At 42.7% G+C, this 15,593-nt stretch carries 11 protein-coding genes; 3 read left to right on the forward strand and 8 right to left on the reverse strand.

Features of this window, described 5'->3' with window-relative positions; translation table 11 throughout:
- Positions 1 to 82: 82 nt before the first annotated feature.
- Positions 83 to 2,044, reverse strand: a complete 1,962-nt coding sequence (locus MHN32_RS18305; RefSeq protein WP_343224412.1) for an NADPH-dependent 2,4-dienoyl-CoA reductase — start codon at positions 2,042 to 2,044, stop codon at positions 83 to 85.
- 212 nt (positions 2,045 to 2,256) lie between these two features.
- On the opposite strand from MHN32_RS18305, the gene sppA reads away from it, so the two are divergent.
- Positions 2,257 to 4,137 (forward strand): signal peptide peptidase SppA, encoded by a 1,881-nt coding sequence (gene sppA, locus MHN32_RS18310; protein ID WP_239422476.1) that lies wholly within the window; start codon positions 2,257 to 2,259, stop codon positions 4,135 to 4,137.
- 71 nt (positions 4,138 to 4,208) lie between these two features.
- Positions 4,209 to 5,219 (forward strand): asparaginase, encoded by a 1,011-nt coding sequence (ansA, locus tag MHN32_RS18315; protein ID WP_239422477.1) that lies wholly within the window; start codon positions 4,209 to 4,211, stop codon positions 5,217 to 5,219.
- 89 nt (positions 5,220 to 5,308) lie between these two features.
- Here ansA and gndA read toward each other — a convergent pair whose 3' ends face one another.
- Entirely contained in the window at positions 5,309 to 6,682 is a 1,374-nt protein-coding gene (gndA, locus tag MHN32_RS18320) for an NADP-dependent phosphogluconate dehydrogenase (protein WP_239422478.1), read from the reverse strand.
- Between the two features lie 442 nt (positions 6,683 to 7,124).
- Here gndA and pyk point away from each other — a divergent pair, with 442 nt between their 5' ends.
- On the forward strand, positions 7,125 to 8,558 hold the full coding sequence (gene pyk / locus MHN32_RS18325; RefSeq protein ID WP_102056869.1) for a pyruvate kinase: 1,434 nt from the start codon (positions 7,125 to 7,127) through the stop codon (positions 8,556 to 8,558).
- A 131-nt stretch (positions 8,559 to 8,689) separates the two neighbouring features.
- Here the strand turns inward: pyk and MHN32_RS18330 are convergent, their stop codons facing one another.
- The 6 genes from MHN32_RS18330 to MHN32_RS18355 form a co-directional block, all read right to left on the reverse strand.
- Complete coding sequence (locus MHN32_RS18330) at positions 8,690 to 9,514, reverse strand: LytTR family DNA-binding domain-containing protein (RefSeq protein WP_010376983.1); 825 nt, start codon at positions 9,512 to 9,514, stop codon at positions 8,690 to 8,692.
- Positions 9,514 to 10,584 (reverse strand): histidine kinase, encoded by a 1,071-nt coding sequence (locus MHN32_RS18335; RefSeq protein ID WP_010604863.1) that lies wholly within the window; start codon positions 10,582 to 10,584, stop codon positions 9,514 to 9,516. The genes MHN32_RS18330 and MHN32_RS18335 overlap by 1 nt, the downstream gene beginning before the upstream one ends.
- Positions 10,585 to 10,757: 173 nt before the next feature.
- A complete protein-coding gene (locus tag MHN32_RS18340) occupies positions 10,758 to 12,314 on the reverse strand; it encodes a SulP family inorganic anion transporter (RefSeq protein WP_102056870.1) in 1,557 nt (518 codons plus the stop codon).
- Positions 12,315 to 12,518: 204 nt separating this feature from the next.
- A complete protein-coding gene (locus MHN32_RS18345) occupies positions 12,519 to 12,977 on the reverse strand; it encodes an Lrp/AsnC family transcriptional regulator (protein ID WP_010376979.1) in 459 nt (152 codons plus the stop codon).
- A 111-nt stretch (positions 12,978 to 13,088) separates the two neighbouring features.
- Positions 13,089 to 13,730 carry an MBL fold metallo-hydrolase gene (locus MHN32_RS18350; protein WP_010604865.1) on the reverse strand — a complete coding sequence of 214 codons (642 nt, stop codon included), beginning with the start codon at positions 13,728 to 13,730 and terminating at the stop codon, positions 13,089 to 13,091.
- Between the two features lie 2 nt (positions 13,731 to 13,732).
- Entirely contained in the window at positions 13,733 to 15,520 is a 1,788-nt protein-coding gene (locus tag MHN32_RS18355; RefSeq protein ID WP_239422489.1) for a M14 family metallopeptidase, read from the reverse strand.
- Between the last annotated feature and the right edge of the window lie 73 nt (positions 15,521 to 15,593).

The raw sequence follows: 15,593 nt of genomic DNA on the forward strand, positions 1-15,593 counted from the left end.
TAGATTACTAGGCGGCAAGTCGAGCGTCGCGACCAAAACACACTCAGGAGAACAAAAATCAAACAGCAAAGATCAACAGACCCTAGATCTTTCTTGCTACCTGAAGTGCCTCTGCAATCGCTCGCTTAGCATCAATCGCTGCAGCCAGTTTGGCCCCACCGATAACGTGCTGATTCTCAGGTAGTGCCTCTTTATCGAACAAGCTATCGTTAGAAACTTGTCCAATACAAGCAATGACCGTATCGACATCTAACAGTTGCTCTTCACCCGCAACTCTTACGGTCAAACCTTGATTATCAAAGCTGATATATTCGCATTCTGCAATTTGCTGAACATTGTGGTGTTTTGCAACGGCTCTGTGGATCCAACCGGTGGTCTTACCTAAGTCTTTACCAAAACGTCCTTCAGAGCGTTTTAACATATAAATCGGCCTTTGCTCTTGTGAAGGCTGCGCTTCGCATTCTATTCCCCATTGAGATTTAAAATCAGGGATCGTTTGTTCTCGCTGTTCAGTTAAAAACGCTACCATGTCAAAGCCAATACCACCGGCACCTAAAATAGCAATTTTATTACCTAATTCTACTTCACCTTTAATCACTTCGTCATAGGCAAACACACGTTTCCCATCTGCGCATTCTATTTTCGACATACGTGGGCTTACACCCGTTGCAAATACCACATCATCAAACGCGTTTGCCATTGTTTCTTCGTATGGTGTATTTAAGCAAAGCTCAACGCCCAAGCGATTTATTTCGCTGACATAGTATTTAAGCGTATGTTGGAAATCTTCTTTACCTGGTATTCGCATCGCTAAATTAAACTGACCACCAAGCTCGCTACCTTTATCAATCAACTTAACTTGGTGGCCTTTTTTAGCGAGATAGTAACTTACAGACAACCCAGCAGGTCCTGCCCCAACCACGAGTACTTGTTTTTTCCTTTGGGCGGTATGAAGTGGATAATCCAATTCAAATCCGGCTTGTGGATTTACCAAACATGTTGCTCGTTTACCTTTAAATACGTGGTCTAAACAACCCTGATTACAGCCGATGCAAATATTGATTTGTTCCGAGCGCTGCTCTTGATATTTGTTAAAGAATTCAGGATCAGCCAGTAATGGACGCGCCATAGAAATAAGGTCGGCATCACCTTTGGCTAAAATGTCATTAGCAAGATCTGGCGTGTTAATCCTATTTACTGCTACAACGGGTATATCGACAGCCTGTTTTAGCCTATGTGACGCTTCACGGTAGGCACCAGGAGGCACCATTGATGCAATTGTTGGAACGCGCGCCTCATGCCAACCAATACCGGTGTTAAGAATATCCACACCTGCCGCGACCAAAGCTTTGGCTTGAAGCACAACTTCTTCTGGAGTTGAGCCATTTGGGATTAAGTCCATGACCGACAGGCGAAAAACGATAATGAACTTATCGCTCACTTTCGCTCTAACCGCTTTTACAATATCTGTTGCCAATCGCATTCTGTTTTCTAAGCTACCACCATAGTCATCAGTGCGCTTATTGGTATGACCCGCCATAAACTCATTGATTAAATAGCCCTCTGAACCCATGATCTCCACACCATCGTAGCCTGCTTTTTCGGCCAACTTAGCTGAGTGAGCAAAGTCTTTAATCGTACCTTTGATGGCACTTAAGCTCATTGCTTTTGGTTTATATGGATTAATCGGTGCTTTGATCGCACTAGGTGCAGTGTTGAATGGATGATAAGCATAGCGCCCAGCATGTAGTAACTGTAGACAAATTTTGCCGCCGTGTTTATGTACTACCTCGGTGTATGCTTTGTGTTTAATTACATCGTATAACGAGTTAAAAGAAGAAGAAATTGGTGTCAACTTACCACGTAGATTTGGACTGTAACCACCAGTTACGATCAGGCCCACTCCACCTCTTGCTCGTTCTTCATAAAATGCAGCGAGCCGCTTTCGGTTGTGCCACCCTTCTTCAAGCCCGGTATGCATTGATCCCATTACCAAGCGATTTCGCAAACTGGTATGTTTAAGTTGTAGTTCTTGTTCTAACATTTGCCGCCCCACAAAACTGGTCTTACCTGTGAACATTAACGTTTTTTTATTATTTGGCAAGTCTTAAGAAGAAAGAAATTAACGAATTTGGCAGCATTGGCGATATTTCAATCATGAAAATACTTCGTTACGTTTTTCTATTATTCATGAAACTCGCTCTGATATATGATAAATGTATAGAGTTGTATTGAAGTTAAGCATAAGGGATCATTTTGAAACTGATAGCGAATATTTTTAAGGGCATTTGGGCCACACTGAACTTTTCTAGGCGATTAATTCTAAATCTGCTGTTTTTATTCATTCTTATCGCCATAGTGATAAGCATTGTATCTGGTGAGGATCAGGTTGAGGTCGAAAGTAAAAGCGTATTACGTTTAAACCTAAACGGTATCATAGTCGAACAATTGACCTATGTTGACCCAGTTGAGGCGGCCATGAGTGATGCTTTCGCCGATTCAGAAGAGCCAAGTGAAATTTTGTTAGATGATGTCATTGATGTTATCAATAAAGCAGCTCAAGATGACCGCATTACAGTGATGTATCTTGATTTACAACGTCTTCATAGCGCCCATCTCGACAAATTACGAGATATCAAAGACGCGCTCGCGCAATTCAAAGCTGCGGGCAAAAAAATCTATGCTCATGGCGCTTATTACACTCAAGCTCAATATTATCTCGCCTCAGTAGCCGATGAAATTTCTCTACATCCTTACGGTGGGGTTAACATCACCGGTTTTGGCATGTACCCGCTGTATTTCAAAGAGGCGCTTGATAAGCTTAAAGTTACGCAGCATATTTTCCGCGTTGGTACATACAAGTCGGCCGTTGAACCTTATATTCGCAGCGATATGTCACCAGAAGCAAAAGAATCAAATCTTGGATGGATCACCCCGCTTTGGACACAATATAAAACAGAAGTAGCCGAAAACCGCGGTTTTGATGTGGCTAATTTTGATGAAACCTTCGCAGCATTAACAGACAAAATGGAAGCTGCACAAGGCGATTCCGCCAAATATGCTATCGACAACCAATGGGTCGATGCATTAACCACCAATCAAGCATTTGCTCAGAAACTGATCGATGAAGTTGGTCTTGATGCAAAGGGAAAATCTTTTAAACAGGTCTCGTTCAGTCAATATCTATCGACGTTACCGCCTAAAGAGTTTGCAGAAAATCCATTTACCGAGAAAGTCGCTGTGGTTGTTGCTAAAGGTCAAATCTCTGATGGCAAGCGTAAAGCGGGAGCTATTGGTGGCGATTCAACAGCAGCACTACTTAAGAAGGCTCGCCTTAACGACAAAGTGAAAGCCGTTGTATTAAGAATTGACTCTGGCGGTGGTAGCATGTTTGCTTCTGAAACCATTCGTAATGAAGTTATTGCACTAAAGGCCGCAGGAAAACCCGTGATAGCATCAATGGGTTCAGTTGCAGCTTCCGGCGGTTATTGGATTGCGGCATCAGCTAATGAAATTTGGGCATCGCCAAGCACTATCACGGGTTCTATTGGTGTATTTGGCATGATAATGACCTTTGAAAATGCAGCAAACTCATTAGGAATATACTCTGATGGTGTTGCGACAACCGAACTAAAAGGCCAATCTCCATTCAGAGGGATAGATGGTGGCTATAAAAATCTAATCCAAATGGGCGTTGAAGATGCCTATGATAAATTTATTTCCATGGTTGCAACCGAACGAAACCTTGATAAGTCAGCGGTTAATGAGGTTGCGCAAGGACGAGTATGGCTAGCAACTCAGGCGCTTGATTTTGGCCTAGTCGATAAGTTAGGTAACAAAAATGATGCCATTGAAGCGGCTGCAAGTCTTGCTAATTTAGAGATGTATGATGTTATCACTATTGAACAAACACTCACCGAGCAAGAAAAGCTGATGCAGCAATTATTTGGTGCGTCTATAGTGCAAAGTGCCATTAGTGCCCTTGTACCTGAGCAATCAATATTCGCAAAAACTGCATTAAATGCCCTAGACAGCGTTAGCAATACAATAGCACTACAAACTCAAATGTTAGGCCAGCTTAACGATCCTAACCATGTCTATACGCTTTGCTTAGTGTGTAACGTTTCACCTGAGTAAAATCGATTAAGCACTGCAATTGTGGTGCTGTAATTGTTATACTGAGCCCAGATTTTATTCTGGGCTTTTTTATGAAAAGAAAAAAAATATATATCGCCTATACCGGTGGTACCATTGGTATGAAGCAATCCAGTCGTGGTTACGTTCCGGTTGCAGGATATCTAACAGATACGGTAAAGAATAACGCTGAGTTTACTCGCGATGAAATGCCGCTTTTTGATATTCATGAATATTGCCCGTTAATTGATTCGTCGGATATGTCACCGCATCACTGGCAGCTTATCGCGGATGACATTCAATCAAAATATCACGACTACGATGGTTTTGTGGTGCTCCATGGTACAGATACCATGGCCTATACTGCCTCTGCGCTATCCTTTATGTTTGAGAACTTAACTAAACCTGTGATAGTGACCGGCTCTCAAATTCCGTTGTCACAACTGCGCTCTGATGGTCAAGTAAATCTGTTAAACGCGATGTATTTGGCTGCTAACTACCCTATTGCCGAAGTGAGTTTGTTTTTCAACAATAAACTTTACCGCGGTAATAGAGCAATCAAAGCTCATGCTGATGGCTTCGATGCATTCGCCTCTCCAAACCTTTCGCCGCTGGCACAAGCTGGGATCAATATTCAGCTGATCGAAGGGAAGCTAAGCCCTTACGTTGAGCAAAGCTTGCAAGTCACCAAGATTTCACCTCAACCTATCGCGGTAATGCATTTGTATCCTGGGATCTCAACAGAAATCCTTAAGAACCTAATGCGTGGTGAGATGAAAGCATTAATCTTATTGAGCTTTGGTGTTGGTAACGCGCCACAAGACGAGCATTTTTTAACTGAGCTTAAAGCAATCAGCGATCGTGGAGTGGTGATAATAAACCTCACCCAATGTATTCAAGGAAAAGTGAATATGGGCGGCTACGCGACAGGAAATGCGTTATTAAACTGTGGTGTGTTCAGTGGCTACGATATGACACTAGAAGCGTGCTTAACAAAACTACACTACTTATTTAGCCAGCAGCTAGAGCTTGAAACGATCCGCCATTTGATGCAAGACAATCTGCGCGGTGAGCTAACTCGATAGCAGTAAAGCGAAAAAGTAACACAACAAAAAGGCCGTGATATCTTCACCACGGCTTTTAAATCAGCTCGAACTACTCCGAACGTCGATTATTATCTAACTTTTGCTTCGATATCGACAAGATCAGTAAGGTGACAAGTTTCACCACTGTGTGTCTTTATACCGTGCTCACCAAAGTAATCACGCTGTGCTTGCACCAAGTGCCCGTTGCTTGGCGTGCTCAGTGTTGCAATATAAGTTTGCGTCGCAGCAAGCACTGGGAAAGACAAACCAGTCGCCACCGCTTTACCTGTAATGCTACGTAGTGCAAGTGCAGGCTTCTCAAGTGAATCGATAAATTCAACACCTTCAGCGATATCATCTAAGTAATCAGCTCGGATAATACAGCCCGCACGCCAGGTTTGTAGCGTTTTATTGAGATCCACTTTCCATTGGTGTGCACGTGACGCGCCCTTAATCAGTGCAAGACCTTGGCGGTAGCATAGCAAACTGGCAAAATAAAACGCATCTTTTAACTCGTCTAAATCAACCTCAATTGTTTGCGTTGATTTATTCACATACGTCATTTCTTTTGCAGCTGGAGTATCAATAGTATTGGTGAGATGGCGAGCTTGTACCGCAGCCACAAGCGAAGGTACGGCAATACCAAGCTCCAGTGCGTTTTGCGCCGTCCAAAGGCCAGTGCCCTTAGCTCCTACCTTATTGTCGATAAGGTCGACTAAAGACTCGCCCTGATCTGTTTCTAGACTTAAAATGTGGCTAGAAATTGCAAGTAGATAACTATTTAATTTACCTTCAGACCAAGATTCAAAAATCTCAGCAACTTCTTTAGGAGAGCGACCGGTCCCCAAGCGTAGCAATTGATAAAGCTCGGCAATAAGCTGCATCAACGCATACTCAATACCATTGTGCACCATTTTAACAAAGTGACCGCTGGCCGATTGCCCTACACGCGCGAAACATGATTCGTTGTTGTAGCTCGCAGCAACTTTTTCGAACCAAGGCTCGATACGCTCCCAGCCACCTTCTGAACCACTTGCCATCATTGCAGGACCATGGCGTGCACCTTCGGCACCGCCAGAAATCCCCATAGTGGCAAACTCAAATTTATTCTGATATTTCAATTTACGTGCAATACCATCTTTGTAATTACTGTTACCACAGTCAACGATGATATCGTCTTTCTCAACTCCAGCTTCAACCAAATCGCTACAAACTTTATCTACTAGTTCACCTGCTGGAACGAGTAATAAAATCGAGCGAGGAGTCTCTAATCTTCTGATCATATCACCGAGATCAGACACTATGTGTAAGCGCTCCGCCATACCTAACGACTGTGCGCAACTCAATAATTCCGCACCTACTTCGGGGTTCTTGTCATAAGCGACTAAGGTCATCCCCTTCTCAATTAGATTTAGCGCGAGGTTTTTACCCATCACACCCAAACCAACTAATGCAACCTGCATTTAGTTTCCTCCTCGGTAACATCAAAACTTTATGCGTTCGTGTATGTGCATTATACCTGAGCGACCATGATTGACCAGCGAGACACACAATTCACTGGTATCATATCGGTCCCCAAAATATGACAGCTAACACAATTCACTGTATAGCAATATAGTGACAGCAGCACGAATTCACCAATTTTGTGATAAATCTCAAATGGTCCCCTAAGCTGTAAGGTAAAATATTCGAGATTGACGGCCACTGACACCGGTGTCATAATGATGACATATAGATCATATAACTTAATTCGAGTGTTAAAAAGGGTTTTGCATAATTCTTTATGCTCTAATTAGTTAAATCGTGATTTTACAATGTGGCATGTGTAAAAAAACAGCAATTTTGATTTACTTTTAACACATTCATAAGTTTTTGCTTACCTTGATAAGCTAACAGGAGAATCTGATGCTTAGACGCACAAAAATCGTCGCAACACTGGGGCCAGCGACGGATAGAGATAACAACTTAGAAAAAATCATTCGTGCCGGCACCAACGTAGTCAGACTAAACTTTTCACACGGTGTAGCTCAAGATCACAAAAATAGAGCCGAAGCCGTTCGCGAAATTGCTAAACGCTTAGGTGTAAATGTAGCGATCCTTGCAGATTTGCAAGGTCCTAAAATCCGCGTTTCAACATTTAAAGAAGGCAAAGTGTTCTTAGAAGTGGGTGTAAAATTCACGCTCGATGCAAAAATGGAGCCTGGCCAAGGTCACGTTGAAGCCGTGGGTATCGACTATAAAGAATTACCGAATGACGTAAAACAAGGTGATTTGCTGTTATTAAACGATGGACTTATTCAGCTTGTTGTTGAAGAAGTACAAGGTCACTTGGTTCACACTAGTGTTAAAGTTGGCGGCGTATTGTCGAACAATAAAGGGATCAACCGTTTAGGCGGCGGCTTAACAGCACCTGCATTTACTGACAAAGACAAAGAAGATTTGATCACAGCAGCTGAAATTGGTGTGGATTATATTGCGGTTTCGTTCCCTCGCAGTGGTGACGACATGCGTTACGTTAGAGGATTGGCGGAGAAAGCAGGTTCTAATGCACAGTTACTTGCAAAAATCGAACGTGCAGAAGCGGTTGAAACCGTAGAAGCGATTGACGATATCGTATTGGCTTCTGATGCGGTGATGGTTGCCCGTGGTGATTTAGGTGTAGAAATTGGCGATGCCGCTCTTGTTGGTAAACAGAAGCAAATTATCAGCCGTGCCCGCTCACTAAACCGTACTGTGATCACTGCCACCCAAATGATGGAGTCAATGATTGACAACCCAATGCCAACACGTGCTGAAGTTATGGATGTTGCAAACGCAGTGCTTGATGGCACAGATGCGGTAATGCTTTCAGCAGAAACCGCTGCTGGTGATTATCCTGAGCAAACGGTCGCGGCAATGGCACGTGTGTGTTTAGGTGCTGAATCTCAACCGCAGATCCATATCTCTAAACATCGTTTAGACAGCCGTTTTGCCGATACCTGTGAAACTATCGCGCTGTCGGCAATGTACGCTGCGAATCATTTAGATTCAGTAAAGGCGATTGTCGCACTAACTGAATCGGGTAATACCGCAAAATTAATGTCTCGTATCAGTTCTGGATTGCCTATTTACGCTCTGTCTCGCCATCAATCAACACTTGGGCAGGCATCACTCTATCGTGGTGTATATCCGGTAAGATTTGACTCGACGCAATGCTCAGATGATTCAACTGTTCGCGAAGCGCTTGATACGCTAGTTGCTGCTGGCTCATTGGAAAAAGGCGACACAGTGATCATCACACACGGTGATAAGATGGAAACTATCGGCGCCAGTAACACGCTGAAAATCGTCACAGTGTAAAAGCGTTGAACTAGGTAGCCTTGCTGCCTAGTTCATCTTTCCTTAGAATACTCTAAAGTGTACAAGCACATAAAATACACTACGTCACCGTAGGCTAAACACGGTGCAAATCACTTTAGCTCGCGCTTTTATTAGCTCGCGAGTGCGGCCTTTACTTTGTCACGGTAACTACGGCTGACTTTAAGCTCTTGACCATTCTCAAGTACCAATAAATACTCGCCACTGCTTTGTGTGACTAGTTTACTAATCTGCTTAGTATTAACAATTGCAGAGCGATGTACGCGCACAAATAACGTTGGATCTAACTCTTGTTCTAGATCTTTCATTGTTTTACGTAAAATATGAGTCTGACCATCGCTACAGTGTAAGCACATATAGTCACCGGCTGCATCAATCCACTGAATTGACGATGTAGATACTCGAATGATTTCCCCTTGTTCTTTTACCGCGAGCGACTCCGGGAATTTTTTATCTTCAATTGTATCTCCTGTTGCAAGTTTTTTAAGGATTTCTTCACAGTTATTGCCAGTGATCCCTGCAACAAAGCTGGCTAACTTTTTCTTATGCGCATTGTCTTGTTGTGTTTTTAAATAGCTTTGCACTTTCTCCACCGCCTGTTTTAATCTGTTGTCATCAACGGGTTTTAAGATGTAATCCAGCGCATGGATCTCAAATGCCTTTACAGCATATTGGTCGAACGCGGTTACAAATACGATAGCAGGCAATGGTTTAACACTTTCACTCAGCGCTCTCGCTACTTCAAAGCCATTCATGTTCGGCATTTGAATATCGAGAAAGACCAGATCTATGTCCTCAGATTTGCATAGATCGATTGCTTGTTGACCACTGCCACACAATTCTACAACTTCAATTTCAGAAAAATCTCTTAACCTTACCGCTAGCCCTTTTCTCGCTAACGGTTCATCATCTACGATTAGTGTTCTAATTTTGCTCATTACTTCTTCGCCCTTTCATATGGAACGCGAATGTTTACCTTCAAACCAGTTGGCTCATTATCCGAGAGCACAAATGAATAGTTGTTTTCGTACAAGGTTTTTAAACGGTCTTTGGTATTCGCTAAACCCACTCCCTGTGCACTTTTCAGTTGCCCATCTTCCAGTTCTGCGCCAGGACCATTGTCTCCTACTTCCAAGAGTAGTTCATTGGCAAACACCTGCGCTTTTATTTCAATTTTGCCGCCATGCTCCATATGGGCAATTGCGTATTTAATGCTGTTTTCAATGAGTGGTTGTAGGATCAAGCTAGGTACCAACGCCTGTTCAGCCTCTTCTGTCACATCAAGCTCAATAGATAAGCGCTCATCAAAACGGACCTTTTCAATTTCTAAGTACAGTCTCAACGCATGTAACTCTTGCTCAAGCGGTACCTTTTTTATCGGATCTGTATTTAATGTATGGCGCAAGAAATCACTGAGCCTTGAGACCATTTGATTCGCATCTTTATTTTCTTCAACCAATATAAGCGTCGAAATTGCATTAAGGGTATTGAATAGAAAATGCGGATTCAGTTGATAACGCAACATTTTCAATTGCGCTTCATGGGCCATAGTATTGGCTTTCAACGCCTTTTGACGCTCACTTTGTAACAACTGGTAATACTTAATACCAAAATACAGTCCACTCCAACAGAGTATGATATAGACAGAGTCTAGTCCCTGCTGTAAGTAATAAAACCATTCATCAGGTCGATACCCGTGACGATAAATTTCCCAATGATTAAACTTCTGAACGACCGCCCATAGTGTTCCAGTTACATATGACGCCGTAAACACAACGAATATCAGCACCAACGGTGTTGCATTCCAAATTTTACGATAGAGGTATCGTAGCGGTACGGTCATCAAACAACCTGCGTAGGCATTTAAAGCGATGACAAATACATAAATATCCCGCATTTCAAAGACTTTTGAGCCAATATAGTTAACTAGCGCGTAGCCCAGCCAACCAGCTATTTGTAATACCCAGAAAAATCTCTGCCTGTTATCAACCAGTGATTGCCACTTCAAAATGATTATACCTCTTCTATCTTAACTGGATTATATCTCAGCATGTCGTCTCTATTCACTGCTGGTGGTCTCAGTTTTTACACGCCCTGCCGCAAATAAAAAAGGCACCTCAGTGCCTTTTTTTGAAATAAATTAACCAGTTAATTTATCTTCATCTATTCAAACTGTCGCTCTTAAGCAAGCTTGTCAGATGCCACTTTATAGGTAGGATCTGCTTGGCCGTCTAGCTCAACGAGATCTTTAGCCTTACTTAGCAGTACTTTACAGTCTTGGCTCAAGTGGCGAAGATGAAGCGTCTTACCAGCCTTTTTATAACGTTCAGCTAGCGTATCTATTGCTTCAATTGCACTATGATCGGCAACACGACTATGTTTAAATTCTACAATGATGTCGTCTGGATCATTATTAACGTCAAACAGCTCTGCAAAGTTTTTCACCGACCCAAAAAATAGAGGTCCGTGTAATTCGTACACTTTTGAGCCTTGCTCATCAATATAATTATTGGTGTAAATATGTTTCGCATGCTCCCACGCAAATACCAGTGCCGAAACAATGACACCAACGCAAACTGCGATGGCCAAATCTGTAATCACTGTAACCCCCGACACCAAGACGATTACAAATGCATCTGATTTAGGGATCTTTCTAATTAATCTAAAACTTGACCATTCAAAAGTCCCCAATACCACCATAAACATTACACCAACTAACGCCGCTAGCGGGATCATCTCAATAAGGCTTGCTGCAAACAGAATAAATACAAGTAGTAATAATGCTGCTGTGATACCTGACAAACGGCTACGGCCACCAGAATTAATATTGATCATTGATTGCCCAATCATCGCACAGCCACCCATCGCACCAAACACACCACAAGTAACATTAGCCGCACCTTGGCCGATACATTCGCGGTTACTGTGACCACGTGTTTCGGTGATTTCGTCGATTAGCGTGAGCGTTAATAAAGATTCAATCAAACCAATCGCCGCTAGGATAAGCGCGTATGGGAAGATAATTTTAAATGTTTCAAATGTCCAAGGAACTTCTGGAATATGGAAAGCAGGAAAACCACCGGCAATCGTTGCATCTACGTTACCTGACATATCTTTCAGATAATCAAGCACATTACGAGCGTCTAAATCTAAACCAATAACAATACCAGTTACCACTAAAATTGCCGCTAGGCTAGACGGAACTGCAGTTGTTAGCTTTGGTAGAAAGTGAATGATGGCCATAGTCAATGCTACCAAGCCCACCATCACATAAAGGGTTTCCCCTTGCATCCAAGTCAGCTCACCTTCACTATTAAGTACTTTGAACTGACCAAGTTGCGCAAGAAAGATAACGATGGCTAAACCATTCACAAAGCCTAGCATCACAGGGTGCGGTACCATACGTATAAACTTGCCAAGCTTAAATATACCTGCGAGTATTTGTAAGAGCCCCATGAGTAATACAGTTGCAAAAAGATACTCGACACCATGATCAATAACGAGACTCACCATTACCACGGCAAGAGCCCCTGTTGCACCCGAGATCATACCCGGCCTACCACCAAAGATTGAAGTCACAAGACCGACAATAAATGCTGCATATAAACCGACTAATGGGTCTACTTGTGCAACAAAAGCGAAAGCCACAGCCTCAGGCACAAGTGCCAAAGCGACCGTAAGCCCAGACAGTACATCGTTTTTAGCAGAGCTAGGCGCTTTGCTGATAAGATTAAACATCAATATCCTCTGGTGTGAATTGACTATGAACACAAAGGCGGCGGATTTTAGCAAAAAGCAGCGCCTTTAACAAATAAGATACAAGCCTGTATCACAAACTCGCTTGCAATACATAACTTAATAAAGCGGTCTGTATTGTAGTATAGAACAATGGTGAAAAGATGACGGGAAGCCCTACCCAACGAAGCAGGGCAACAAATTGCATTAAAGTGGTAAGGAAGTGCTGCGCTTAACGCAAGTCATTGTAACATTTGAATGTACTTCTTGGACGAACTCTAAATTAAGTAAGTTATCACGAACAAATTGCTCATAACCTTCAATGCCTTTCGAAATGATACGCAACATAAAGTCCATGGTGCCTGCCATAGAGTAGCACTCTGTCACTTCGTCATAACTTAAGATCAATTTTTCAAACTCGGCAAGGTTGTTGCGGCCATGGTTTGAAAGCCTAACATGCGCATAAACCAACATATCAAATCCGAGTTTCTTCTCATCCAGCAATGCAACTTTGCCTTTGATGTAGCCGTCTTGCTCTAATTTAGCGATGCGACGCCAACAAGGTGACTGAGATAGCCCTACTTTATCAGCGATTTCAGCGGTAGAAAGACTTGCGTCTTGCTGTAACAATGCCAGTATCTGGCGATCTACTTGGTTTAATGACATATCTATTCTAGTTTAATTAGCACACCAGTCTATTAACCGATGCTGATTGTTATTCCCTGAAGCATAGCAAATTAAAAAATGCACATCACTACTATGCCACTTCCACTATATCTAACCAAATCGGCCACTCATAAAAGGATTTGTCGCCTTTTCGAAGCCAATTGAGGTATTTTCACCATGGCCAGAATGCACCACGACCTCATCAGGCAAAGTAAACAGCTTATCTTGTATAGACTGTTTTAGTTGGGCTGCATCGCCTTTTGGAAAGTCAGTACGACCAACAGAGCCTTTAAACAACACATCTCCTACTAAGACCTGTTTTGAGCTTGGTTCATAAAAAACCACATGCCCCGGAGTATGCCCTGGACAATGTCTGACTTCGAGTGCGAGGTTCCCCACTTTAACCTTATCCCCATCATTTAACCACTTAGATGGTAAAAAAGCTTCATGATTAGGAAAACCAAACATCTGTGATTGCATTGGCAAGGCTTCCAGCCAAAATTGGTCGCTCTGATGAGGCCCGATAATCTCGATATTAAAATGCTCACTTAATACTGTACTTGCTCCCACATGATCAAGGTGCGCGTGGGTAAGCAAAATCATGCTTGGCGCTACCCCTTGTGTGTTCAACTGCGCAATAATTTTTTCCGCTTCACCACCTGGGTCTACAATTGCAGCGGCTTGTGTTTCTGGACACACAATGACACGACAATTTTGCATAAATGGTGTAACTGGAATGGTAAACACTTGCATGGTTAGTTTGCTCCAAACGACATCAAAACAGGATATTTAAGATACGCTTTATCATAAAACGGCGTTCTTGCATAAAGCCACTCCATCCGCGCTTTTGGATCGTTTGCAAACTGCTTGTCTTCACGTATTTTTTTATCAAAGGCTAATGCCATAGCTGGATTTTGTTTTAGCATTTTTCGTGCAAAAGGTTCAAGTGCATAATTTTCAACATATTCTGTACGTTGGAAGATAGTATTGAACTCCCCCCAAGCAAAAAATGAGTCAGGCGCTTCTGGATGTAGTAAGTGAGTCACCAGCTCTCCAGATTTTTGCGCCGTTGCCACTTTATACCACCCACTGAGATCGACCTTATCTGAGAGCTCCTTAATGTCGAAAGTCGCATTCACTCTAAAGCGCCCTTCAAAAGGAGCAGTATCGAACTTGTAGTCTTTTACTGTAGCTTGACTTACTTTTTCCACTACCGTTCCATCTGGTAATGTAGAAACGGTTATTCCATGCAGTTTTAATTTTTCGACCACTTCAGGGTATGCGGGTGGAATGTAAAACTGCTCAGGTACATTCACCGCTGTTTTTACTTCCTTCTGCCAATAAATTGGCAGCTTCTCATAGTTTTGTGGCTCGCCTAAGTACTTAGCTTCCAAATGACCAGACAATGCACTTTCAAACTGCTTGTATTGGATGCCTTTAAATTGAATGTAGTCGGGCTCTTTTGCATAGCTGCGTTCAACTACCAATTGTTTAGGTGTGAATTCGGCCTCTTTTTGAACCGCTTCTCGTAATGCCTGAATATTGCTTGAGAGGCCACTGATAACGCCATCCATAAACACATAGGTGCCCAGTACACGCTGCTTATAGGGTTTTAATGAGTGATTTTCTACCAGTATAGTCGGCAGTCCCTTTAAATCTCCCCAACCATTTGAAAATCGCGGCGTTGCCACCCATCCAGCCAGCCCTTTTTTAAAGTCTCGTTTATCCATCACAAACACAAGTGGACCAGGAATATGTCCTTGAGCAGCAAGCGCTGCATTAATTTGTGGCGAAATCTGATTCTCTAACACCTCAGCTATTGCCGGTGACTCACTTGCAAAAGTCGGGTTAAAACCATAAGTGACATCGTATTGGTAGTCTGCGCCATCCGTTACATGAACATCAATGTACAGATCCGGATTGTATTCGTTAATTACCTGCATGACCGCCTTGACTCCTGGCGTGTCCAATTTAGTGTAATCACGATTCAGATTTAAGTTATTGGCATTGGTCCTAAAGCCCATAACAGTCGGGCCGCGTTGATTTATACGGTTAAACTCACTGCGTCTTTCATGCCCATCGACGTTGAGAATAGGGATAAAGAGTAAATTCACTTTCGTCAAAATATCACGGCGCTTACCTGTTGCAACATCGCGAAACAACATAAACATGGCATCTTTGCCGTCAATTTCTCCGGCATGAATACCAGCTTGTACTAAAATGGTTGGCTTGCCATTATTAATAACATTTGATTTATCACCGCCCTGCTCCGTTGCAACAATCATCTTAATTGCGCGATTACTATTGCTAAACCCAATGGTCTCTAGCTTAAATTGGGTCGGATTGGCAGCCACTAGGCGGTCAACAAATGCCATCGTATCTGCGTAATTAGGAGAATCTATCGCACCGCTTAGTTCAAAATCAGTCGTTAATGGGCCCTGTTGTTGTAATAGTTGTTCGCTTTTGCCCTGCCACTCCATCAAGGGTGGTAAATGACCGTTCATACCTAGCATTGCAGTAAGCATAATAATGCTGGAACTCATCATATTTCTCTATTCCTCTGCTTTTATCTGCCAATTATATCAATATTTTAGATATCGGCTTACAATGTGCGGT

The organism is Pseudoalteromonas sp. Of11M-6, assembly GCF_022347905.1.
GTDB lineage: Bacteria > Pseudomonadota > Gammaproteobacteria > Enterobacterales > Alteromonadaceae > Pseudoalteromonas.

Bases quoted from the DNA above. Each gene is read 5' to 3' on its own strand.
- ansA (WP_239422477.1), top strand. From the start codon at position 4,209: ATGAAAAGAAAAAAAATATATATCGCCTATACCGGTGGTACCATTGGT.
- MHN32_RS18330 (WP_010376983.1), bottom strand. From the start codon at position 9,514: ATGAGCAAAATTAGAACACTAATCGTAGATGATGAACCGTTAGCGAGA.
- MHN32_RS18305 (WP_343224412.1), bottom strand. From the start codon at position 2,044: ATGTTAGAACAAGAACTACAACTTAAACATACCAGTTTGCGAAATCGC.
- gndA (WP_239422478.1), bottom strand. From the start codon at position 6,682: ATGCAGGTTGCATTAGTTGGTTTGGGTGTGATGGGTAAAAACCTCGCG.
- MHN32_RS18355 (WP_239422489.1), bottom strand. From the start codon at position 15,520: ATGAGTTCCAGCATTATTATGCTTACTGCAATGCTAGGTATGAACGGT.
- pyk (WP_102056869.1), top strand. From the start codon at position 7,125: ATGCTTAGACGCACAAAAATCGTCGCAACACTGGGGCCAGCGACGGAT.
- MHN32_RS18350 (WP_010604865.1), bottom strand. From the start codon at position 13,730: ATGCAAGTGTTTACCATTCCAGTTACACCATTTATGCAAAATTGTCGT.
- MHN32_RS18345 (WP_010376979.1), bottom strand. From the start codon at position 12,977: ATGTCATTAAACCAAGTAGATCGCCAGATACTGGCATTGTTACAGCAA.
- MHN32_RS18340 (WP_102056870.1), bottom strand. From the start codon at position 12,314: ATGTTTAATCTTATCAGCAAAGCGCCTAGCTCTGCTAAAAACGATGTA.